Source organism: Halorientalis pallida (genome assembly GCF_049605515.1).
Lineage (GTDB): Archaea > Halobacteriota > Halobacteria > Halobacteriales > Haloarculaceae > Halorientalis > Halorientalis pallida_A.
On record NZ_CP187158.1, the window covers coordinates 51828 to 73980 of the forward strand.

General features: G+C 67.6%; 26 protein-coding genes. 15 read left to right on the forward strand and 11 right to left on the reverse strand.

Annotated features, from left to right (window positions below; genetic code table 11):
• The first annotated feature begins 25 nt into the window (after positions 1 to 25).
• On the forward strand, positions 26 to 1066 hold the full coding sequence (locus tag ACOZ4N_RS01725) for a sodium:calcium antiporter (RefSeq protein WP_424018198.1): 1041 nt from the start codon (positions 26 to 28) through the stop codon (positions 1064 to 1066).
• 12 nt (positions 1067 to 1078) lie between these two features.
• Here ACOZ4N_RS01725 and ACOZ4N_RS01730 read toward each other — a convergent pair whose 3' ends face one another.
• The 10 genes from ACOZ4N_RS01730 to ACOZ4N_RS01775 all read right to left on the reverse strand — a co-directional run bounded on the left by ACOZ4N_RS01730 (position 1079) and on the right by ACOZ4N_RS01775 (position 7736).
• On the reverse strand, positions 1079 to 1525 hold the full coding sequence (locus ACOZ4N_RS01730; protein WP_424018199.1) for an NYN domain-containing protein: 447 nt from the start codon (positions 1523 to 1525) through the stop codon (positions 1079 to 1081).
• A gap of 95 nt (positions 1526 to 1620) precedes the next feature.
• A complete protein-coding gene (locus tag ACOZ4N_RS01735; protein WP_424018200.1) occupies positions 1621 to 1911 on the reverse strand; it encodes a HalOD1 output domain-containing protein in 291 nt (96 codons plus the stop codon).
• Between the two features lie 132 nt (positions 1912 to 2043).
• A complete protein-coding gene (locus tag ACOZ4N_RS01740; RefSeq protein ID WP_175452846.1) occupies positions 2044 to 2196 on the reverse strand; it encodes a hypothetical protein in 153 nt (50 codons plus the stop codon).
• Positions 2197 to 2406: 210 nt separating this feature from the next.
• On the reverse strand, positions 2407 to 3111 hold the full coding sequence (locus ACOZ4N_RS01745; RefSeq protein WP_424018201.1) for an urease accessory protein UreF: 705 nt from the start codon (positions 3109 to 3111) through the stop codon (positions 2407 to 2409).
• Positions 3108 to 3743 carry an urease accessory protein UreE gene (locus ACOZ4N_RS01750; protein WP_424018202.1) on the reverse strand — a complete coding sequence of 212 codons (636 nt, stop codon included), beginning with the start codon at positions 3741 to 3743 and terminating at the stop codon, positions 3108 to 3110. Before ACOZ4N_RS01750 ends, ACOZ4N_RS01745 begins: the two co-directional genes overlap by 4 nt.
• Positions 3743 to 4630, reverse strand: a complete 888-nt coding sequence (locus ACOZ4N_RS01755) for an urease accessory protein UreD (RefSeq protein ID WP_424018203.1) — start codon at positions 4628 to 4630, stop codon at positions 3743 to 3745. Before ACOZ4N_RS01755 ends, ACOZ4N_RS01750 begins: the two co-directional genes overlap by 1 nt.
• A 1-nt stretch (position 4631) precedes the next feature.
• Positions 4632 to 5246 (reverse strand): urease accessory protein UreG, encoded by a 615-nt coding sequence (ureG, locus tag ACOZ4N_RS01760; RefSeq protein WP_424018204.1) that lies wholly within the window; start codon positions 5244 to 5246, stop codon positions 4632 to 4634.
• Entirely contained in the window at positions 5243 to 5605 is a 363-nt protein-coding gene (locus tag ACOZ4N_RS01765) for an urease subunit gamma (RefSeq protein ID WP_424018205.1), read from the reverse strand. Before ACOZ4N_RS01765 ends, ureG begins: the two co-directional genes overlap by 4 nt.
• 2 nt (positions 5606 to 5607) lie before the next feature.
• Positions 5608 to 7311 (reverse strand): urease subunit alpha, encoded by a 1704-nt coding sequence (gene ureC, locus ACOZ4N_RS01770; RefSeq protein ID WP_424018206.1) that lies wholly within the window; start codon positions 7309 to 7311, stop codon positions 5608 to 5610.
• Positions 7308 to 7736: an urease subunit beta gene (locus ACOZ4N_RS01775; RefSeq protein WP_424018207.1), complete on the reverse strand. Its 429-nt coding sequence runs from the start codon at positions 7734 to 7736 to the stop codon at positions 7308 to 7310. The genes ureC and ACOZ4N_RS01775 overlap by 4 nt, the downstream gene beginning before the upstream one ends.
• A 337-nt stretch (positions 7737 to 8073) precedes the next feature.
• On the opposite strand from ACOZ4N_RS01775, the gene ACOZ4N_RS01780 reads away from it, so the two are divergent.
• From ACOZ4N_RS01780 to thiC, 7 genes are all read left to right on the forward strand, one after another.
• Positions 8074 to 8745 carry a high-affinity nickel-transporter protein gene (locus tag ACOZ4N_RS01780; RefSeq protein WP_424018208.1) on the forward strand — a complete coding sequence of 224 codons (672 nt, stop codon included), beginning with the start codon at positions 8074 to 8076 and terminating at the stop codon, positions 8743 to 8745.
• 354 nt (positions 8746 to 9099) lie between these two features.
• Complete coding sequence (locus tag ACOZ4N_RS01785) at positions 9100 to 10377, forward strand: urea ABC transporter substrate-binding protein (protein WP_424018209.1); 1278 nt, start codon at positions 9100 to 9102, stop codon at positions 10375 to 10377.
• A 1-nt stretch (position 10378) separates the two neighbouring features.
• Complete coding sequence (locus ACOZ4N_RS01790; RefSeq protein ID WP_424018210.1) at positions 10379 to 11350, forward strand: ABC transporter permease subunit; 972 nt, start codon at positions 10379 to 10381, stop codon at positions 11348 to 11350.
• A 1-nt stretch (position 11351) separates the two neighbouring features.
• Positions 11352 to 12476: an ABC transporter permease subunit gene (locus ACOZ4N_RS01795; RefSeq protein WP_424018212.1), complete on the forward strand. Its 1125-nt coding sequence runs from the start codon at positions 11352 to 11354 to the stop codon at positions 12474 to 12476.
• Complete coding sequence (locus tag ACOZ4N_RS01800) at positions 12473 to 13270, forward strand: ABC transporter ATP-binding protein (RefSeq protein ID WP_424018213.1); 798 nt, start codon at positions 12473 to 12475, stop codon at positions 13268 to 13270. Before ACOZ4N_RS01795 ends, ACOZ4N_RS01800 begins: the two co-directional genes overlap by 4 nt.
• Entirely contained in the window at positions 13263 to 13961 is a 699-nt protein-coding gene (locus ACOZ4N_RS01805; protein ID WP_424018214.1) for an ABC transporter ATP-binding protein, read from the forward strand. The genes ACOZ4N_RS01800 and ACOZ4N_RS01805 overlap by 8 nt, the downstream gene beginning before the upstream one ends.
• A 95-nt stretch (positions 13962 to 14056) precedes the next feature.
• Positions 14057 to 15508, forward strand: coding sequence for a phosphomethylpyrimidine synthase ThiC (gene thiC, locus ACOZ4N_RS01810; protein WP_424018215.1), 1452 nt, complete (start codon positions 14057 to 14059; stop codon positions 15506 to 15508).
• A gap of 23 nt (positions 15509 to 15531) precedes the next feature.
• Here thiC and ACOZ4N_RS01815 read toward each other — a convergent pair whose 3' ends face one another.
• Complete coding sequence (locus ACOZ4N_RS01815; protein WP_424018216.1) at positions 15532 to 16758, reverse strand: beta-ketoacyl-[acyl-carrier-protein] synthase family protein; 1227 nt, start codon at positions 16756 to 16758, stop codon at positions 15532 to 15534.
• 139 nt (positions 16759 to 16897) lie between these two features.
• On the opposite strand from ACOZ4N_RS01815, the gene gcvT reads away from it, so the two are divergent.
• The 7 genes from gcvT to ACOZ4N_RS01850 all read left to right on the forward strand — a co-directional run bounded on the left by gcvT (position 16898) and on the right by ACOZ4N_RS01850 (position 22111).
• A complete protein-coding gene (gene gcvT, locus ACOZ4N_RS01820; protein ID WP_424018217.1) occupies positions 16898 to 18001 on the forward strand; it encodes a glycine cleavage system aminomethyltransferase GcvT in 1104 nt (367 codons plus the stop codon).
• Entirely contained in the window at positions 17998 to 18381 is a 384-nt protein-coding gene (gcvH, locus tag ACOZ4N_RS01825) for a glycine cleavage system protein GcvH (RefSeq protein WP_424018218.1), read from the forward strand. Before gcvT ends, gcvH begins: the two co-directional genes overlap by 4 nt.
• 173 nt (positions 18382 to 18554) lie before the next feature.
• Positions 18555 to 19598 carry a metal ABC transporter substrate-binding protein gene (locus ACOZ4N_RS01830; RefSeq protein WP_424018219.1) on the forward strand — a complete coding sequence of 348 codons (1044 nt, stop codon included), beginning with the start codon at positions 18555 to 18557 and terminating at the stop codon, positions 19596 to 19598.
• Positions 19580 to 20392 (forward strand): metal ABC transporter ATP-binding protein, encoded by an 813-nt coding sequence (locus ACOZ4N_RS01835; RefSeq protein WP_424018220.1) that lies wholly within the window; start codon positions 19580 to 19582, stop codon positions 20390 to 20392. The genes ACOZ4N_RS01830 and ACOZ4N_RS01835 overlap by 19 nt, the downstream gene beginning before the upstream one ends.
• Complete coding sequence (locus ACOZ4N_RS01840) at positions 20389 to 21384, forward strand: metal ABC transporter permease (RefSeq protein WP_424018221.1); 996 nt, start codon at positions 20389 to 20391, stop codon at positions 21382 to 21384. The genes ACOZ4N_RS01835 and ACOZ4N_RS01840 overlap by 4 nt, the downstream gene beginning before the upstream one ends.
• 45 nt (positions 21385 to 21429) lie before the next feature.
• Positions 21430 to 21630: a hypothetical protein gene (locus ACOZ4N_RS01845; RefSeq protein WP_424018222.1), complete on the forward strand. Its 201-nt coding sequence runs from the start codon at positions 21430 to 21432 to the stop codon at positions 21628 to 21630.
• A 64-nt stretch (positions 21631 to 21694) separates the two neighbouring features.
• Positions 21695 to 22111, forward strand: coding sequence for an SRPBCC family protein (locus ACOZ4N_RS01850; protein WP_424018223.1), 417 nt, complete (start codon positions 21695 to 21697; stop codon positions 22109 to 22111).
• Positions 22112 to 22153: the final 42 nt, after the last annotated feature.

A 22153-nucleotide genomic window follows, 5' to 3' on the forward strand; every position in this document is an offset into this window, starting at 1 on the left:
TGTCCGCTGGCTGAGATTCAATCCGATGAGCGAGGCCGGCGTCTCACTGGTCGACATCGGGATCATCGTCGTGGCGACGGGTGCCATCTGGATCGGTAGCGGCTGGCTCGAAGACGCCAGCGAGGAACTCTCGACGTACTACGGCCTGCCCCTCGTGGTGCAGGGGGCCATCGTCACCGCCGTCGGGTCCAGTTTCCCGGAACTCGCCTCCGTCGTGTTCGCCGCCATCCTGACCGGCTCCATCGAACTCGGCGTCGGGGCCATCGTCGGGTCGGCCATCTTCAACATCCTCGTGATCCCCGCGCTGTCGGGCATCGCCAAGGACGACCAGATCGAGGCCAACCGGACGCTGGTCTACAAGGAGGCCCAGTTCTACATGCTCGCGGTCTCGGTGCTGGTGATCACGTTCGCGCTGGCGGTGATCTACTACCCCGACAACACGGCGGGTGCGCCGGAACTCGCCGGCTTCGTGACTCGCCCGCTCGCACTGATCCCCATCGGACTCTACGGCCTGTACATCTTCATCCAGATGCAGGACACCGGCGACTACGAGGCCGACACCGACGGGATCGAGGATATCGAAGTTCGCAAGGAGTGGGGCTTTCTGGCGGCCGGGCTCGTGGTGATCCTGATCGCCGTCGAGCGACTGGTCCACTCCGTCGACCTGATCGGGGCCGCGCTGGGTGTCCCGGAGTTCATCATGGGCGTGACGATCATCGCCGCGGCGACGAGTCTCCCCGACGCGCTGGTGAGTATCCGGGCGGCACAGGACGACCGCGGCGTCGCCTCCATCGCGAACGTCCTCGGCTCGAACACCTTCGACCTGCTCGTGGCCATCCCGGTCGGCGTCCTCATCGTCGGGTCGGCGTCGATCAACTTCGCGATGGCCGTCCCGATGTTCGCCGTCCTCACGCTGGCGACCATCCACCTCTTTACCGTCCTCCGGACCGACCTCTCGCTCACACAGCCGGAGTCGTACAGCCTGCTGCTGGCCTACGTCGTCTTCGTCGCCTGGGTCGTCCTCGAATCCGCGGGCGTGATCACGGGCATCCTGCCCGCCGGGTAACGCGCGGCGTCGTCACTCCAGCGTCACGGCGTCGTGGGCCGCGGTGCGGAGCGCGTCGGACCGACCGTACTCGCCGGGCGCGATGGCGAAGGTCTCGACCCCCCGGCGGGCGGCGGCCTCGACGACCGGCTTGAAGTCGGTGTCGCGGGAGGCGATGGCGAGCAGGTCGATGTCGCCCTCGGCGGCCGCGGCGGTCGCGTCGACGGCCAGTTTCACGTCCACGTCGCCGCTGGTCGTGACGACCTCGAAGCCGTTGGCCTCGGCGGCCTGGATCAGGCCTGGCGTCGCGTTCTCGTCGAGGTAGAGCCGCGTGATGGCGAGTCGGCCACGCTCGCCGGCCACGGCGCGGATATCCGCGAGGTCCACGTCGAACTCCGAACGCAGGACGTTCGGGCCGTCGACGAACAGACCCACCCGCACTGGCCCGTCACCGGCTCCCAGCCGATCCAGCAGTCCCATACTGCCCCGAGAGCGGGCCGGCGGTAAACGGTTTTCGAGACGACCGCGACGGGCCCTGTGATCGCCGCGGGAAAACTGGCTCGCGTCGCCCGGACTCACTCCGCCGCCGGTTCGACGATGACGGCGCCCTCGCTGTCGACCGTCACCGACTGTCCGTCCAGCGTGAACGTCACGGTGACCGTTCCGGACCCCGACGCGAGCACGCGGGCCAGCGCGTCCGGGTCGAGGACGTCGTTGAGTAGTTCGGAGAGTTCCATCCCGTCGACGCCGCGCGCTTCGGCGACCGTGTTGACGATGGCGCCGGTCAGCGAGTCCGGATCCTCCGGATTCCACGTCGCCCTGAACGGCCCCCCATCCTCGTCGGTGTCGTTCCCATCAGACCCCATGCATTCGGCTACAGCGACCGGGTAATCAAAGGTTGTGCTTGCGAATCGAGATTCGCTCTACAACCGGCCCGTTCCAGCGGTAGCGGCGAGGCTCTCGGTCCTGCGACGACCGAAAAGAGTCCACCCACCAACTCAGGTGAGGTCGGGCACGAGCGGCGCGTCCGCCTCCGCGGCACGGGCGACGCCCCCGTCGGACGCTACGCGGCCCCCACTGTCGGTCCGGTCGGTCGCGGCTGCGAGTTCGGGCACCATCGGGTCGATTTCGTTGGATCGAGGCCGGGTCATAGTAGCTCCGTCGTCTTCGTTTCACCATGTGACTCCCAGTAGTATAAACCTTCATGATTTATCCTGATACAGCGTTCGGTCACCACAGTCCGGATGTTCGTCGAATCAGAACGAACACGGTGGCGGAATTTTTGTCGAAACGGCCTCTGATTTCGCCCTGAGACGACGAATGTAAAATCTTCTGCGGGGTGTGGGGTCCACGAGGTCGGTTCAACTGAGGAACAGTCGGCGCTCGGCCCGCTCGTGTTCCGCCGACAGCACGTCGACCAGCGGTGCGAACGGGCTCAACTCGTCGACACTCCGGTCCTCGTTCGCCTCCCACGCGGCGACGATGGCGGGGCGGCTCTCGGTGACGATCCGCTGGACATCGGTGTGCCCGATCCGGAGGACGCGCTGGGCCGCCGCCACGAGGTCCGTGACGAACGAGTACCCCTGGACCATGGCCGCCTGGCGCGCGGTCATCCCGGTGCAGGCGGCAACCGCACCGAGGACGGCCGCGTAGTTGCCCGGGGCGTCCCCGGCTTCCACGGTCTCGTCGTAGGCCGCCAGGAACGGGGCGTCCTCGGTCTCGGCCACCAGCGAGAGCAACTGCCCGCCGGTCCGGGTCGAACTCTCGCGGAACTCCGCGGGCAACTGCGCCGCCGAACACCGCCGGTCGACCCGCCGGAGTTCGTCGTGATCGCCGTCGCTCGCCGCGTCGTGGGCCGCCGCGACGACCACCATGTCACAGGGCCCGACCTGCCGGTCGAGGTAGGTCTCGACGAGCGCCTGCAGGTCGTCGGCGTCCGTAATCTCGTCGGCCGCCACGAACTGCTCGACCCCGTAGGAGGTCGTGAACGACCCCGCCGGGAGAAACGAGTCCGCGAACTGCAGCGCCGCGACCGGCGCCTCGTCCACCGCGGACTCCCCGGTCATCCGTCGCCCTCCTCGTCCGGGCGCGCCCCGTCCAGTGTCCGGATGCCCGAGCCGGGTGCGTGATCGTGGGTCCCCGGCCCGTGGGTGTGGCCGTCGCTCCCGTGGTCGTGGGCGTGCCCGTGATCGTGGTCGGGGTCGGTCGCACCAGCGCCGTCGAACAGCGTGGGGTCGACCCGTTCGCGTCGGGTTTCGGTCCCCTCCGGCACCATCGCCGTGACCGTCTCGACGGTCCGGTCGCCGTCCGCTTCGAGCGCGATCAGCACTTCACCGTCTCTGACGGCCAGATCGCGGTGACGGTTGCCGATGGCGTGGCCCAACTCAGCCGCCCGGGCCATCGCCGCGGCGTCGCCACCCTCGAAGGCGACGACGAGCGCCTCGCGGTCGGCGAACTCCACGAGGACGATCCGTTCGTCGTCGTTCACCAGCACGTCTCCCGGTTCGAGACCGCGCTCGTCCTCGACCACGACACCGATCTCGGTGCCCGCGTCCGTCGTCGTCCTGATCCGCGAGCGGCGGCGCTCGCGCTCGTCCAGCACGACCCGCTCGACCTCCTCCTGGGGACGCCCTTCGACCGCCGCCCGCAGGTCGGCGTCGTCCTCGACGTTTCCGAGGACGGATTCGCTGACCAGCATCAGTCCTTCCTCCGTTCGGGTGCCGGGGCCCCGACGAGCGTCCGGCGGGCCGCGTCCCAGGCGGCGTCGAGCGCGCCCGAAACGGCCGCCCGCTCGCCCAGCGCGCGGACCATCACGCCCGCGTCGTTCGGGAGCGCGGTCGCGCCGGCCCGGGCGGTCGTCGCGTCGGCGACGCGCTCGTGCAGCGGATCGGACGCGGCGTCGCCGACGACGTACAGCGTCCCCAGCACGTCGTGGTCACCCATCACGCCGGGCCGCCGCGGGTCGCGCTCTGCCGGGTGCAGGTCGGTCGCGTCCTCGAACAGCAACCCCTCCGGGCCACGTACCTGCAAGCGCGTGTACGCGCGTTCGAACTCGAAGGCCTCGTCCCGGGCCAGCCGTCCCGGCACGACGACCTCGCCGACGATGGCGCTCGCACCGTCGGCCACCGAGAGCGTCGTCTCGCCGCGGTAGCGGGCGTCCGCGTGCAGGATCGTCGGCTCCGGCAGGTACTCCAGATAGCCGTCTTCGGCGACCGAGAGGGCCACGTCCACGCGGCCGTAATTGCGCTCCATGCCGTGGACCTTCGTCGCGTTCCCGGTCGTGACGTGGGCCTGTGCGCCCTCGCCGACCGTCACCGAGAGGTCGTGGCGGTCGCCCTGCGCCACCGCACCGGTCGGCGACTGGAGGTACACCGTCGACAGGTCGGGCATGGCCTCGTCGTGGTCCAGTCCGCCGGTCAGGTGGAAGGGGACGGTCGCGTAGTCCTGTACCAGCCGCGTCTCCCCGCCGACGCTGGCGAAGGTCGCGTCCAGCCGCCCCTCCTTGCCGACCGCCCCGTCGGCCGCCGGGGGGAGTCGCTCGGCCGCGTACGCCTCGAAGGCGTCCTGTGGGCTCGTGGCGGCCATCTCAGGCGAACAACACCTGGCCCTGGATCTCCGCGGCCACCTCGTCGATTCCATCTTCGGCCTTGCAGTTGGTGGTGACCACGGGCCCGTCCCGGACTGCCTCGGCGTCGTCGAGCATCAGGTCCAGGTCGGCCCCGACGTGGGGTGCCAGGTCGGTCTTGTTGATCACCAGCAGGTCGGCCTCCGTGACGCCCGGCCCGCGCTTGCGGGGGATGTCGTCGCCCTCGGCCGTCGAGATGACGTACAGGAAGTAGTCGGCCAGTTCCGGGTTGAACGTGGCCGCGAGGTTGTCTCCGCCGCTCTCCAGCAAGACGAGATCGAGATCGGGTTCGATCTCGAGGAACCGGTCGATCTGTTCCAGGTTCATCGACGGGTCCTCCCGGATGCCGGTGTGGGGACAGGCCCCCGTCTCGACGCCGGCGACCAGTTCCGGCGGGATCAGGCCCGCGAACGAGTCCCGGAGCACGTCCGCGTCCTCCTGTGTGAGGATGTCGTTGGCGATGACGCCGACCTGCAGGCCCTCCTCGCGCAGTCGCGGGACCAGCGCCCGGACCAGCGAGGTCTTTCCGGAGCCGACCGGCCCGCCGATGCCGACGGTGGCGACCTGCCGGCTCATGCGCTCCCCTCACCGTTACCGGCCAGCCCCATCTCCTCTGCCTGCTCGGCCGTCTCGAACCGGATCGGGTCGTGGATGGTCACGAGTTTGGTCCCGTCGGGGAACGTCGGTTCGACCTGCACCGTGTCGATCATCTCGGGGACGCCCTCCATCACGTCCTCCTCGGTGAGCAGGGCCTGTGCCGCCGAGCGAATCTCGGCGACGCCCATCCCCTCGCGGGCGCGTTCACAGGCCCAGTCCGAGATGAGCGCGACGGACTCGGGGTGGTTCAGCTTCACGCCGCGCTCCCGGCGGCGTCGTGCGAGCTCTGCGGCCATGAAGATCGTCAACCGTTCGCGTTCTTTGGGTGTGAGTTTCATGATTAGAGCATGTACCGCTGGGCCAGCGGAATTTCTTCGGCGGGTTCACAGCTGATCACGTCGTCGTCGACGGTCACCTCGAACGTCTCGGGGTCCACGTCGATGTCGTCGGGACAGTAGTCGTTGCGCACCATGTCCGACTTGGCGGCCGTCCGGGTGCCCGAGATCGGGACGACCCGGCTGTCGAGGCCGTACGCCTCGCCGACGCCGCGCTCGGCGGCGGCCTCGCTGACGAAGGAGAGCGAGAGTTCGTGTTTCGCCTTCCCGACGGCCCCCGCCCGCTCGCGCTGGACGATGGGCTCGCAGGTCATCAGCGACCCGTTGGCCTCGCCCATGCTCGACACGACCGGGAAGCCGCTCTTGAACACCATCGAGGGCTTGATGCCGAAAAAGGCGGGGTCCCACAGCGCCACGTCCGCGACTTTCCCGGGTTCCAGCGAGCCGACGTACTCGTCGATACCCGCCGTGATCGCCGGGTTGATGGTGTACTTGGCGAGATAGCGCAGGATGCGGTCGTTGTCGTTGTCGGTCCCCTCGTCGCCGGGCAGGGGGCCGCGCTGGCGTTTCATCTTGTCCGCGGTCTGCCAGGTGCGGGCGATGACTTCGGCCATCCGGCCCATCGCCATCGAGTCGGAGGTCATGATCGAAACAGCACCGAGGTCGTGGAGCACGTCTTCGGCGGCCAGCGTCTCCGCCCGGATGCGCGACTCCGCGAAGGCAACGTCTTCGGGCACGTCGTCGTCGAGGTGGTGACAGACCATCACCATGTCCAGGTGTTCGTCGACGGTGTTCTCCGTGAACGGCATCGAGGGGTTCGTCGACGAGGGGAGCGCGTTGGGTTCCCCGACGAGTTCGATGATGTCCGGGGCGTGGCCGCCGCCGGCCCCCTCGATGTGGAACATGTGCATCGTCCGGCCGTCGATGGCGTCGAACGTGTCCTCGACGAAGCCCGACTCGTTGAGCGTGTCCGTGTGGATCGCCGTCTGCACGTCCATCTCCTCGGCGACCGAGAGGCAGGTGTCGATCACTTCGGGTGTCGAACCCCAGTCCTCGTGCATCTTCAGGCCGACGGCTCCGGCTTCGACCTGCTCGCGGAGCGGTTCGGGGTCGCTCGCGTTGCCCTTCCCGTAGAAGCCGACGTTGACGGGCCACTCGTCGGCCGCCTGCAGGAAGCGCTCGATGTTCGTCGGCCCGGTCGTACACGTGGTCGCGCCGCCGCCGTACCCGCCGCCGATCATCGTCGTGATGCCCGACGTGAGGGCGTGTTCGTACAGGTTCTCCGCGTTGAAGTGGATGTGAATGTCGAGGCCGCCGGGGGTGGCGATCATTCCCTCGGCGTTGTACACGTCCGTCGCGGGACCGACCACCATGTCCACGCCGTCCATCGTGTCCGGGTTGCCCGCCTTCCCGACGCCGGCTATCTCGCCGTCCTTGATCCCCACGTCGGCCGAGACGATGCCGAGCACGGGGTCGATCACGACCGCGTTCGTCAGTACCCAGTCCAGTGCGCCCTCCGCGGCCGTGACGCCGCTGGCCATCCCCATGCCGTCGCGGAGCGTCTTCCCGCCGCCGAAGACCGCCTCGTCGCCGGGCGTCCCGAGGTCGTCGGTGACCTCTGCGAACAACTCGGTGTCTCCCAGTCGAACCCGCGAGCCCTCCGTCGGGCCGTACAGGTCCGTGTACTGGCGTCTGGATACGTCCTTCATTCCGTCGCCTCCCTGTCCGCACCACTCCTGTCGGCGTCGGACTCGGCCCCGGTATCGGCGAAGCCGCGCTCCCGTGCCCGGGTCAGCGCGTCGCCGGCCTCGCCGTCGCTGGTCGCGCCGTCGGTCAGACCGTTGTGGCCGGTGACGCGCTGTTTCCCGCCGTAGGCCACGAGATCGACTTCGCGCTCGTCGCCGGGCTCGAACCGGACAGCGGTGCCCGCCGGCACGTCCAGCCGCATCCCGAACGCCGCCTCGCGGTCGAACGCCAGCGCCCGGTTGACCTCGAAGAAGTGGAAGTGCGAGCCGACCTGCACGGGCCGGTCGCCCGTGTTCGCGACCGACACCGTGGCCGTCTCGCGACCCTCGTTGATTCGTACTGTGCCCTCGCCCGGCTCGACTTCGCCGGGAACCAGGTCACTGCCCATCGCGTCCACCTCTCGAAATCGCCGTTGTCGGATTGTCCATGTTCACTGGTGAATATTTAGAGCAACCACTAATCCTTGCTGGTTACGGCGAACGAAACAACTGAATATCTGGCCAATCGGTGGACGAACGGCGGACAATTTCTGAACGAGCGTCGAAATCCACGTCGTTGCCGGTCCGCCGAGAGTTCCATCTTGCGCGGATCTGTCCCGTTTCCATGTGCGTTTGTGTTCTTCGGGCTGGAAGAACGACGAAACCGTCTGGTTTTCGGCGGGAAAATCGACGAAGATTTTGGGCGGATCGGTGGATTAATCACGCCGGTGGGCCGTCTCCGGACACATGGCAATCACTGCTGCGGCGATCACTGGCGCGGTGGTGGGGCTCCGGCACTCGCTGGAGGCCGACCACCTCGCCGCGATCTCGACGCTCGTCGACGACCGAAAGACGGACCGCCCGGGCGTGGTCGGCGCGTCCTGGGGCGTCGGGCACTCCCTCCCGATCATCGCCGTCGGCCTCGTGTTCGTCTTCCTCAGCGCGTCGCTCCCCGAATCCGTCACGCTGGCGTTCGAGGTACTGGCCGGCCTGATCCTCGTGTATCTCGGCCTCCGGATGTTGCTGGAGGTCGCGGGCCTGCTCACCGTCGAACGCCACGAACACGACGGCCACGAACACGCCCACGTCACCCTCGGGAGCGTCTCCATCGGTTCCTTCCACACGCACGTCGACGGCGAATCCTTCCTCGTCGGCGTCGTCCACGGCCTGGCCGGGAGCGGGGCCATCGTCGTCGCACTCGCCGCGAGCGCGTCGACCGTCCCCTCCTCGTTCTCGCTCCTGCTGTCGTTCTCGATCATCACCGTGGTGACGATGAGCGTCCTGTCGTACCTGTGGGGCTCGGTGTTGACCACCCGCCTCCAGTCGGCACTGAAACTCCTCGCCGGAAGCGCGAGCTTCGTCATCGGCGGCCTGCTCGTCACGAACGAGCTGCTCGGCGTCGGTCCCGTCCTGTTCTAACCCGCCCGCCAGTGGCGGTTTCTCTCCCTCGAACACCCCCTCGTTACCCCTCCTTTCAATCCGGCAACCAGTGTTATCTCATCATTCCCGATTCCTGAATCCATTTTTGACCGATTGTTGTGGTAATTCGGAAATTCAGGAGTATATTGCGACTGTATGGGGCTGATCCTTATACAATATTGCAGTAACTGGAGAGAATTAATACCCATTTGGAAACTGTTATAAGCAAGTGTCAATCACAGTCTCACGTCGAACGATGGTGGACATATATTCGGAAAACTGCGGAAGTATTGGTTACAACACGAACCTATTCGCGTCCGATATGGACGCTCGTCTTTACGGGGGTGTACCGGCGTGACGAAACGCGTCGACCGCCGGAAGTTCCTCGCCGGTGGTGCCAGTATCGCGACGGCGGGGTTGGCCGGGTGTGCCCTGATGGGTGGCGGCAGCAGCGACACGATCAAGCTCGGCATCCTCGAGGACCAGTCGGGTAACTTCGCGCTGGTCGGATCGCCGAAACACAAGGCGAGTCTGCTCGCCATCGAGGAGATCAACAACAACGGCGGGATCAACGGGCAACAGATCGAGTACTTCGACCCCGACCCGCAGTCGAACAACCAGCGGTACCTGGAGCTGACCCGGCGGATGATCAACCAGCGCGACGTCGACGCGCTGTGGGCCGGCTACTCCAGCGCGACCCGGGAGACGATCCGTGAGCCGGCAATCGATCCGAACGATCAGCTGTACTTCTACACGACCCAGTACGAGGGCGGGGTCTGTGACAAGAACGTGTTCGCGGTGGGGCCGACCGCCCGCCAGCAACTCGGGATCGTCCTGCCCTACCTCGTCGAGGAGTACGGGCCCGATATCTACACCATCGCGGCCGACTACAACTTCGGCCAGCTCTCGGCCGACTGGGTGAAGGTCCTGGCCGACGAGAACGACGCCAACGTGATCGGCGAGGAGTTCATCCCGCTGTCGAACTCCGAGTTCTCCTCGACGATCAGCCGGATCCAGGACGCCGACCCCGACTTCGTGATGTCGATGCTCGTCGGGTCGAACCACACCTCCTTCTACAAACAGAAGGCCTCGGCCGGACTGGACATCCCCATCGGGACCTCGACCGCGATGGCCCAGGGGTACGAACACCTGCGGCTCGACCCGCCGGCCATGTCGAACATCTACGCCGGCGTCAACTACATGGAGGAGATTCCGACCAACCGCAACACGAAAGAGGGCGGCTTCGTCGACCGCTACTACGACAAGTTCCCCGACGCGCCCTACCTCAACGAGGAGGCCGAGAACAACTACTTCTCGATCTACATGTACAAGCGGGCGGTCGAACAGGCCGGCACGACCGACCAGGAGGAGGTCAAGGCGGCCCTGGAGTCGGGGATCACCTACCCCGCCCCGGAAGCGCCCGACGGCGAGGAGATCAAACTGGTGCCCGAGACCCACCACGTCAACCACCACATGTGGGTCATGCGGGCCGACGAGGAACACAACGTCGAGGCCGTCGACGACCGGGTCATCGACGAGACCTTCCTCAAGGACACGGTCGGCTGTGACCTCACGAGCAAAGACGAGGAGACCCAGTACACGCCACAGGACTACTACGAGGAGGCGGGGTAGGATGGCCGTCGGCCTGGATCTCCTCGTCCAGTTCTTCCCGAACTTCGCCTCCATCGTGCTGGCGGCGACCGGGCTGGCCATCATCTTCGGGATCATGGGCGTCATCAACCTCGCACACGGCGAGTTCATCATGGTCGGGGCGTTCGCGACCTCCCTGGCCTACAACGGCGGGATTCCGCTCCTGCCCATCGACGCACTGCCCGGACTCGGACGGCTGATCGGCGCGATGCTGTTCGCCGCACTCGTGACGGCGCTGTTCGGCCTGTTGGTCGAACGGACGATCATCTCCGGGGCCATCCCGAACTGGATCGCCGAGCGCACGGTCGGGCATCCGGTCATCACGCCGCTGTACGACCGCCTGCTGGACTCGATGGTCGCGACCTGGGGGCTCAGCCTCATCATGGTCCAGACCTTCCGGAACTACTTCGGGAACTCCCTCAGCGGCGTGCCGATCCCGTTCGGCGAACTCAGTTACGGGAACAGTTCGATCGGCCTCTACCAGGTCCTGCTGGCCGGCGTCGCGGCGCTGGTGCTGGTCGCGCTCTACCTGGTGTTCGTCAGGACCGACTACGGGATGCGTGCCCGGGCGACGATCCAGAACGAGTCCATGGCCCAGTCGCTGGGCGTGAACACCGAACGGACCTACATGACGACGTTCGCGCTCGGGTCGGGCCTCGCCGGCCTGACCGGCGCGCTGTACGCGCCGCTTTTGAGCATCGAGCCCGGCCTCGGGGCGGCGTTCCTGGTCGACGCGTTCGTCGCCGTCGTCGTCGGTGGCTCGTCGGTAGTCGTCGGGACCCTGCTGTCGGGCGGTCTGCTCGGCATCGTCGACACGCTGTTCTCGAACGTCTACGGGACGTTCGCCGGTCGCATCGCGCTGTTGATCGTCGCCATCGTCCTCATCCGGTTTATCCCGGAGGGACTGAGCAGTCTCGTCGAACGGCTGCGCGAACGCCGGCTGGAGGTGGAGTGAGATGGCCGTCGAGAGCGACGACACGGCGTCCCGCGGGCCGCTCGGCCGGCTCGCGGCGGCCCTGCACGGACCGAACACGATGGGCAACTCCCGGCGCTTCTGGTCCCTCTTTGGCGTCGCGGTGTTGCTGTTCGTGTTCTTCCCGCTGTACATGCTCCCGTCGGCGGTCACGAACATGTCCCAGTACCTCTCGCTGGCGTTGCTGGCGTTGAGCCTGGCCGTCGTCTGGGGCTACACCGGCGTGTTGAGCTTCGGCCAGGTCGCCTTCTTCGGCGTGGCCGGCTACACCTACGGCATCGTCGCGATCAACGTCACCGGCCCGCTCGGGACGATGGCCGGACTGGTCGTGGCCGTCGGGATCGCGGCCCTGTTCGCGGCCGTGCTGGGCTACTTCATGTTCTACGGCGGCGTCAGCGACGTGTACGTGACGATCCTGACGCTGGTGGTCGTGCTGGTGCTGAAGACCTTCCTCGACCAGACCGCCGGTGACGAGTGGACCATCGGCGAGGCCGCACTGGGCGGTTTCAACGGGATGCCGGGCATCCCCGACCTGGCGCTCGGTATCGGGGAGCCGTTCCTCGTCTTCGACGACTTCACGCTGTTCTACGCGGCCCTGCTCGCGGTGCTGCTGACGTACCTCGGGCTCCGCGTGTTGCTCAACAGCGACTACGGCCGCGTGATGGTCGCGGTCCGTGAGGACGAGGACCGCACGGAGATGCTGGGCTACGACGTGAAACGCGTCAAGCTCACCGTCTTCACCTTCGGGGGTGCCCTGGCCGGACTGAGCGGCGTCCTCTACGTGACGTACTTCAACTACATCAGCCCCTCGGAGCTGAGCCTGACCGCGGCCTCCCTGCCGGTGATCTGGGTGGCCGTCGGTGGCCGGAAGACGTTGCTGGGCCCCATCGTCGCCACCATCTTCATCGAGCGGCTGGGCCTGTTCCTCTCGGTCAACGTCGGCGACTGGGCGTTCGTGATCAACGGGATCCTGTTGCTCGTGATCGTCCTCCTGTTGCCCGAAGGGCTCGTGCCGGGCCTCCGGGACCTCGTGTCCTGGATCGGTGACCGTCGCGGCGAGGGCGACACCGACGACACGACCGAGCCGACCGGGGAGGTGGTCGAATGAGCGACACCGCCGACGGGATGGACCCCGCGGTCAAACAGACCAGCGCGGAGCTGGCGACGGGTGTCGACACCGACACGATCCTCCAGACCGAGGGGCTGACCAAGCGCTTCGGCGGCCTGACGGCCATCGACGACGTGGATTTCGGCGTCGAGGCCGGCGAGTTGCGCTGTCTCATCGGGCCCAACGGCGCGGGCAAGTCCACTCTGCTGAATCTCATCACCGGTTCGCTGTCCCCGTCCGACGGCGAGGTCTACTTCAAGGGCCACGAGATCACCGGGCTGGACCCCCACGAGCGCATCCGCCACGGGCTCAGTATCAAGTTCCAGGTGCCGAGCGTCTACGAGGACCTCACGGTCCGCGAGAACGTCCGCCTGCCGATCCAGCGGCTGGCATCGGGCTCCGAGCGCGACGAGCGGATCGCCGACGCGCTCGCGGCCTCCGGGCTCTCCGCCAAGGCCGACGTGGCGGCGTCGGCGCTGTCCCACGGCGAACAACAGCAACTGGAGATCGGCATGGCGGCCTCGCTGGACCCCGATCTGCTCTTGCTCGACGAACCCGTCGCGGGACTGTCCGTCGACGAGCGCGAGGAGATCGCCGACCGGATCACCCAGCTCAACGCGGACCGCGACATCGCGTTCGTCGTGATCGAACACGACACGGACTTCGTGGCGGAGATCGCCGACCACGTCACCGTCCTCCACCAGGGCGAGACGTTCCGTGAGGGCTCCATCGAGGAGATCGAAGCCGATCCCGAGGTCCAGCGGATCTACCTCGGAGGTGAGACCGATGCTTGAACTCGACGGGGTCCGGGCGGGCTACGACTCGACCCCGATCCTCCGGAACGTCGACCTCTCCGTCGAGGAGGGCGAGATCGTCGGCGTGATGGGGAAAAACGGCGTCGGGAAGACCACGCTGGTCAAGACCGTCATGGGGCTCGTCGAACCCGACGAGGGGACCGTCCGGTTCGACGGCCGCGACGTGACCGAGACGCCGCCACACGAACGCGCCCGCTCCGGGATGGGCTACATCCCACAGGGGCGGGAGATCTTCCCCGACCTCACCGTCGAGCAGAACCTCCGGATGGGCGAGTCGATCAACGAGGGCTCGTCGGACCTGCTGTACGAGGACGTGTTCGACTACTTCCCGATCCTCGACGAGCGCCGCGACCAGAACGGCGGGACCATGAGCGGCGGCCAGCAACAGATGCTCGCCATCGCGCGGGCGCTGGTCGCCAACCCCGACCTCCTCCTGCTGGACGAACCGAGCGAGGGCATCCAGCCCTCCATCGTCGCCCAGATCAGCGAGGACATGCGCGCGATCAACGAGGACCTGGGCACCACCATCCTCTTCGTCGAACAGAACCTCTCTGTGATCCGCGACATGGCCGACCGCTGTTACGCCATGGAACGGGGCACCATCGTGGACGAACTCGGCGCGACCGACCTCGAAGACGAGGAGACCATCGCCTCGTACCTCGCGGTCTAACCCGCCCCCTTCTCGCCCGCCGCGCTCCCGGCTCCAGCGACGCGTCTGTGCGGTCGGAGCAAGGCTTATCACCTAGTAATATCATCTAGTGGTCGATGCCACCGACGCAGTTGGCCCGCGCTCGCGCCGGCGAGGTCACGCCGGCGATGGAGCGGGTCGCCGACCGGGAGAATCGCGATCCGGAGTTCGTCCGCGAGCAGGTCGCCGAGGGCCAGGCGGTGATCCCCGCCAACCACGGCCACGACGCGCTCGATCCGATGATCATCGGTCGGGAGTTCGCGACGAAGGTCAACGCCAACATCGGCAACAGCGAGACCACGAGCGACCTCGCCGGCGAACTCGAAAAGCTCCACGCCGCCGTCCACTACGGCGCGGACACGGTGATGGACCTCTCGACCGGCTCGAATCTGGACGAGATCCGCGAGGCCAACGTCGCCCACTCGCCCGTGCCCGTCGGGACGGTGCCGATCTACGAGGCCGTCACGCAGGTCGACGAGGTGGCAGACCTCACCCCCGAACTCCTGCTCGACGTGATCGAGAAACAGGCCGAGCAGGGCGTCGATTACCAGACGATCCACGCCGGGGTGCTGGCCGAACACCTCCCGCTGACCGACGGCCGGAAGACCGGCATCGTCTCGCGGGGCGGCTCCATCCTCGCCCAGTGGATGGAGGAGAACGGCGAACAGAATCCACTCTACACCCACTTCGATGACATCTGTGAGATCTTCGCCGAACACGACGTGACCTTCTCGCTGGGGGACGGTCTCCGCCCAGGGTCGCTGGCCGACGCCAGCGACGACGCGCAGTTCGCGGAACTGGACACGCTGGGGGAACTCACGCGGGTCGCGTGGGACCACGACGTGCAGGTCATGGTCGAGGGCCCGGGCCACGTTCCCCTGGACGAGGTGGCCGACAACGTCGAGCGCCAGCAGGCGGTCTGTGACGGCGCGCCCTTCTACCTGCTCGGTCCGCTCGTGACCGACATCGCGCCGGGCTACGATCACATCACGAGCGCCATCGGTGCGACGGAGGCCGCCCGGGCCGGCGCGGCGATGCTGTGTTACGTCACGCCCAAGGAACACCTCGGCCTGCCCGAGGCCGAGGACGTGCGCGACGGGCTGGCGGCCTACCGCATCGCCGCCCACGCCGGCGACGTTGCCGCGGGCAAGCCGGGCGCTCGGGACTGGGACGACGCCCTCTCGGAGGCCAGATACCAGTTCGACTGGCGGCGGCAGTTCGACCTGGCGCTGGACCCCGAACGCGCCCGTGACTTCCACGACCAGACGCTGCCCGGAGACAACTACAAGGAGGCCCGCTTTTGCTCGATGTGTGGCGTCGAGTTCTGCTCGATGCGGATCGACCAGGACGCCCGCGACGCGGACGGCGAGATGGAGGCCATCGACGACGAGACGGACCTGAGCGAGTCCGCGGCGGCCGAGGTGAACCTGCCGCCGACGGGGAGTCACGACACCGGCGACGTGCCGGACCTGCCCGAGGGCGTGGAGCCAGTTCACGAGGACGGGGAGCCGACCGCCGGCGACGACTGACCGAACCGCCGGACGCCGGTGGGTCAGTTCGGTGCCGTGAACAGGAGGCTCCCGTTGGTGCCGCCGAATCCGGCGGCGATGCTCATCGCGGCGTCGACCTCGCAGTCGCGGGGCTCGGTCACCACGGGCACGTCACACGCCGGGTCCTGTGCGTTGAGGTTGAGCGTCGGGTGGATCGTCCCGTCCCGGATGGCGAGGGTCGTCGCCACCGCTTCGACCGCGCCGCTACCGCCCTGTGGATGGCCCAGCACCGACTTCGTACTCGTGACCGGCGGGACGGCGTCGAACACCTGGTTCAGCGCCTGGCACTCGTGTTCGTCGCCGAGTCGTGTCCCCGTACCGTGGGTGTTCACGTGGTCGACCGCCGCGGGGTCGACGCCGGCGTCGGCGAGTGCCCCCTCCATCGCGGCCGTCAACCCCGCGGCCTCGGGATGGGGGCGGAAGACGCCGGCCGCGTCGCCGCTCATCCCGACGCCGGAGATCTCGGCCAGCGGCGTTGCGCCTCGCTGTGTGGCGTGTTCGCGGGCCTCCAGCACGAGGACGCCCGCGCCCTCGCCGATGACGACACCGTCGCGGTCCCGGTCGTAGGGCCGGGCGGCGGCCGCCGGGTCGTCGGTCCGGGTGCTGAGGACACCGAGCGACTCGAAACCCGCCATGACCGTCGGCGTGACGACGGCGTCGGTCCCGCCGGCGATGACCACGTCGGCCCGGCCGGTCCGAACGTCTCTGGCGGCGTCGCCGATGGCGTGGGTCCCGGACGCGCAGGCGGTACAGGGCGCGCGGTTCGGCCCGCGAGCCTCGAACTGGATGCTCACGTTCCCGGCCGCCAGCGACGGCTGGAATACCGCGGGTAACCGGGACGGAACTGCCCCGCGGTCGCGCCGTGACTCGACGGCCTCCTCGAACGCCGGGAGGCCGCCGACGGTGCTGGCGACGCTCACGCCCACGTCGAACGGCTCCCAGTCGTCCCCGCCCGGGTCCAGTCCGGCGTCGGCGACTGCCTCACCGGCCGCGGCGACCGCGAACTGCGTGAACCGTGCCATCTTCTCGGCGTCGACTCGCGGCCGCTCGTCGAAGTCGTCGCCGACCTCACAGGCGAACGTCACCTCGCCCGGGTAGTCGGCCGGGTCGTACCGGGTGATCGGTCCTGCGCCGCTCCGGCCGGCACGGAGCGACCGCCACGTCTCCGGTGCGTCCGTACCGACCGGCGTCACTGCCCCCACTCCAGTAACCACGACATCCCGTGACATGGGTCGGATTCCGTGGCACCGATACATGTAGATTACCGTTCACGTGCGTGGGTCGGCCCCGTCCTCCCGGCGACGTTCGCAGTCCGGGATCGCGTGTGGCAGGGGAAGAATTAGGTCGCTGGGCGGGGCGGGTACTGGTATGACGGGACGCACGCCGCCCCTGCACGCCGTCCACGAGGACAGGGGGGCGAAGTTCACGGACTTCGGCGGGTGGGAGATGCCGGTCGAATTCGAATCGATCCGAACCGAACACCGAGCGGTCCGCGACTCGGCCGGTATCTTCGACGTGTCGCACATGGGTGAGATCGAGGTGTCCGGCCCGGACGCCGAGCGCCTCCTCCAGCGGCTCACGACCAACGACGTGACCGCGCTGGACCCCGGACAGGCACAGTACGCGATGATCACCGACGAGGACGGGACGATCCTCGACGACACGGTGGTCTACGACCTCCCCGCGGATCGGGACGCGGACTACCTGTTCATCCCCAACGCCGGCCACGACGAGCAGCTGTACGACCGCTGGGTCGACCACCGCGACGAGTGGGGACTGGACGCCACCGTCGAGAACCGCACCGACGACTACGCCATGCTCGCGCTCCAGGGACCCGAGGCCGAGGAGCGCCTGCTCGATCCGGTCGCGGAGAGCCAGCGGACGGCGATCTGTGACCTCTCGCGGTTTTCGGCGATCACCGCGTCCGTCGGTGGCGTCGTCTGCCTGATCGCCCGGACCGGCTACACCGGCGAGGACGGGTTCGAGTTGATCGTCCCCACCGAGTCGGTCGAGACCGTCTGGCGCGAGTTCGACTGCCAGCCCTGCGGCCTCGGCGCCCGCGACACCCTGCGGATCGAGATGGGCTTTCTCCTCTCGGGCCAGGACTTCGACCCCGAGGACAACCCCCGCAACCCCTACGAGGCCGGTGTCGGGTTCACGGTCAAACTCGATACGGAGTTCGTCGGCCGGGACGCGCTGGAACGGGTCGACGCCGAGGGCGTCGAGGAGAAGCTGACGGGCTTCCGGCTGGTCGACCGGGGCGTCCCCCGGCAGGGCTACACCGTCCAGGATCTCGACGGCGAGGCCATCGGCACCGTCACGAGCGGGACGATGAGTCCGACCCTCGACAAGCCCATCGGGCTGGCCTATCTCCCGGTGGAGTATCGCAGTCCGGGCGTCAACGTGCAGGTGGTCGTCCGCGGCGAGCCGAAAAAGGCACAAACACAGGCGTTGCCATTTCTGGATAGATGAGCTTCGAGATTCCCGACGACTGCCGGTTTCTGGACTCACACGAGTGGGCGCGCCGCGAGGGGGATACCGTTCGGATCGGCGTCTCAGACTTCGCGCAGGACGAACTCGGCGACGTGGTGTTCGTCGAACTCCCCGCCGAGGGTGACGCGGTGACCAAAGGCGAGGACTTCGGCGTCATCGAGAGCATCAAAGCCGTGTCGGACCTCTATGCCCCCGTCTCGGGCACCGTCGTCGCCGTCAACGACGACCTCGTGGACGCCCCGGAACTGGTCAACGAGGACCCCTACGGTGACGGCTGGATGCTCGACGTGGAAGTAGACGACGAGAGCGAACTCGACGACCTGCTCTCGCCCGACGAGTACGACGACCAGATCGCCTGACGCTCGACTGTTCTTGTTCGCCGTTTTCCGCGCCGTCCCCGGACCGACTCCCAGCGCCGCTGCTCGTCGTCCCCCGTCGATTCGGGGCCGATGCTCTCGAACGAATTAGACGCGTCTAATATTTAGCTTGGAGCAAAACTATTATCTACTTCGACGTACCCCCTAGATTCGTCATGGACGATTCGAACTGCGGTGTCTCGTCTCGGCTCTCGCGGCGGCAGGCGCTGGTTGCGGGGTCGGGGGTACTGACGGCCGGGGTGGCCGGGTGTCTCGGTGACGGGCGTGGCTCGGGTGGCACGACCGCCGTCGCGTCGTTTTTCAGCTTCTACGACTTCGGTCGACAGATCGCCGCGGAGACGCCCGTCGAGGTCGAGAACCTCGTTCCGACCGGCCTCCACGGCCACGGGTGGGAACCGAACTTCGACGTGACCCGGCAGATCATCGAGGCGGACGCGTTCATTCACGTCGGTCCCGACTTCCAGCCGTGGGCCGACCGGGCTATCGAGACGATCAAGGGCGACGGCATCGAGACGGACCTGATCAACGTCCGGGAGGGCGTCGAACTCGTCGATCTGGCCGCCAGCCTCGACCGCGAGGAGGAGGGCGTCGGAGCCAATCAGGGCAAGGACCCACACTTCTGGCTCGACCCACAGCGAGCGAAACAGTCGGTCGACAACATCACCGAGGGGCTGGTCGCCGTTGCGCCGGACCACGAGGACACGCTCCGGGAGAACGCCGAGTCGTACAAGACCGACGTGCTCGACCGGATCGACAGCGACTATCAGGCGATCTTCGACGCGGCCGACCGGAAAGTGGTGCAACTCGCCGCGCACAACGCCTTCCAGTACATCGGCGTCCGATACGGCGTCCAGATGCGCCCGCTCGTCACGAACCTCGCGGCCAGCGGCGACCCGAAGCCACAGGACATCACGAGAGCGAAAGAATTCATCAGGGACAACGACATCCGCTACATCGGCAACGGCGTCTTCGAGGCGCGTCGGCCCGCGAGGCAGTTGCTCGAAGAAACGCAGGTCGAGGCGTACTTCCCGGTGACGCCCTACGCGGGCGTCCGGAAGGAGTGGGTCCGAAACGACTGGGGCTACGAGGAGATCGCGGACAACATCAACATGCCCACCTTCGAGGTCGTCCTCGGGAACAAAGCGCCCGAGGAGGCCGGCCCCGACGGCTGGGCCGAGGAGTGGAGGAACTTCGAATGACCGGTCGCCACGCCGACGCCGCGAGCGACGCCGCGGCGAGAAACGGCGAGTCCCCCGCCGAGCCGGTGATCGACGTGTCCGGCGTCGACTTCGGCTACACCGCGACGCCGGTCGTCGAGAACGTCTCGCTGACGGTCGCGCCGGGCGAGTACGTGGCCGTCGTCGGGCCGAACGGCTCGGGGAAGTCGACGCTGATGAAGCTGATGCTCGGGCTCCTCCAGCCCGACGAGGGGACGGTTCGGCTGTTCGACGAACCGGCCCACGCGTTCGACGACGGCGACCGCATCGGCTACGTCGCCCAGCAGGCCAGCGCCTCGAAGGAGATGCCCATCACGGTCCGGGAGGTGGTGAAGATGGGCCGGTTCCCACACGTCGGGTTCGGCCGGCTCTCGGCCGCTGACTGGGAGATCGTCGACGACGCGCTGGCGACGGTCGGGATGAGCGACTTCGCCGACCGCCGGATCACGAACCTCTCGGGCGGCCAGCGTCAGCGGGCGTTCATCGCCCGGGCGCTGGCGAGCGAGGCGGACCTGCTCGTCCTCGACGAACCGACCGTCGGCGTCGACGCCGAGTCCGTCGAGGCGTTCTACGACCTGCTGGACGCGCTCAACGACCGCGGGATCACGATCCTGCTCATCGAACACGACCTGAGCGCCGTGACCGAACACGCCGACCGGGTGGTCTGTCTCAACCGCGAGGTGTACTTCGACGGCCCGGCCACGGAGTTCGTCGAGAGCGACGCGCTCGCCCGGGCGTTCGGCACCACCGCGTCCATCGTGGGTGATGCCGGATGACTCCCGTCCTGCAGGCCAGCCCGCTCGATCCCCTGCTCGCACCGCTGTACGTCCTGCTCGATCTGTGGTCGGCGTTCCTGTTCCTGCTGTGGGACCTGACGGGACTGGGCCTGCTCCAGTACCAGTTCCTCCACCGGGCGATCCTGGTCGGCCTCTGCATCGGCGTGATGGCACCCCTGATCGGTACCTTCCTCGTGCATCGCCAGCTCGCGCTGATCGGGGACGCGCTCGCCCACACCGCGTTCGCCGGCGTCGCCGTGGGCCTGTTCCTGAACGCGGTGATCGACCTGGGCGTCTCGCCGTACCTGACGGCGGTCGTCGTGGCGATGCTCGCCGCGCTGTTGATCGAGGTCATCTCCGAGACGACCGACGCCTACAACGACGTGTCGATGGCCATCGTCCTCTCGACGGGGTTCGCGCTGGGGACGACGCTCATCAGCATCAACGCCGGCGGGCTGGCGGTCGGGATCAACCAGTACCTGTTCGGGAACCTCTCGACGGTCTCGCCGGAGAACGCCGCCATCCTGCTCGTGCTGTTCGCCGTCATCGTCGGGACGGTCGCGCTCACGCGCAACCAGTTGCTCTACGTCACCTTCGACGAGACGGCCGCCGAGGTGTCCGGGATTCCCGTCACCTGGTACAACCGCGTGATGGTGATGCTGACCGCGCTCGTCGTCGTCGGTGCCATGCAGATCATGGGCGTCATCCTCGTGGCGGCGATGCTCGTCGTCCCCGTCGCCGGCGCGGCACAGATCTCGGGGAGCTTCAACGGATCACTCCTCGTTTCGATCGTCCTCGCGGAACTGGCCGTCCTGCTCGGGATCGGCGTCGCCTACTACGCCGGGGCGACCGCCGGCGGCGTGATCGTGCTGGTCGCCGTCGCGATCTACGTCCTCGCCGTCGTCGCCGGCAAGGTCCAGACGGCGCTGGGCGACGACGAGGCCCCGACCCTCGGTGCGATCGACGCCGGCGAAGAACCGACCTCGGACTGATCGCGTCGGGAGAACTGTTTTGCGCCCATCGCTCGAAGCCCATCTGTGTTTCCGTCGGACAGCCGTTTCGTCCGGAATCCGATCCTGACGGCTACGGCCTTCGGTCTCGGGAGTGCGCTCCTGGCTACCGCCGCGTTCTCGTTCCCGCCCGGCGGCCCGCCGATTCGGGCCATCCTGTCGTTCGCGGTCGCGCTCGGCCTCGCTGTCGGCATCATCACGTACGTGGGCGTGTCGGCACTCTCGTGAGTGGGGCGGGGAGCCGGTCGTGTTCGCCACAAACTGATTAGGCGTGGGTCGAGAACGCTCGCGCATGGACTCCGTCAGTGTCTCCCGGACGGTCGACGCGTCGCCGGAACGCATCCGCGAGGCGATGGCCGACGTACAGCGGTTCATGGCCGCGGCGGGCTTCGACGAGGTGACCGTCGACGGCGACGACATGACCATCGTCAACGGGTTCGGTCTCGCCGCCATCGAACTGGACCTCACCCTGGTCGACCGCCCGGACGCCGAGCTGGCCTACCGACAGGACGAGGGCATCTTCGACGAGATGTGGACGGCCTACGAGGTCACCGCCGCGGACGATGGAACGCGGGTGACGGCGACGACCGAGTTCGCGCTGGACGTGGCCGTCGTGGGTGCCGTCCTCGACGCGACGGTGATCAAACGCCAGCGTCGGAAGGAGTTGAACGCCCAGTTCGACTGGCTCGAATCGGTCACGGACGCATGATACGCGACGGGTAGTGACCGTCGAAAAATGTGACGAGAGGGG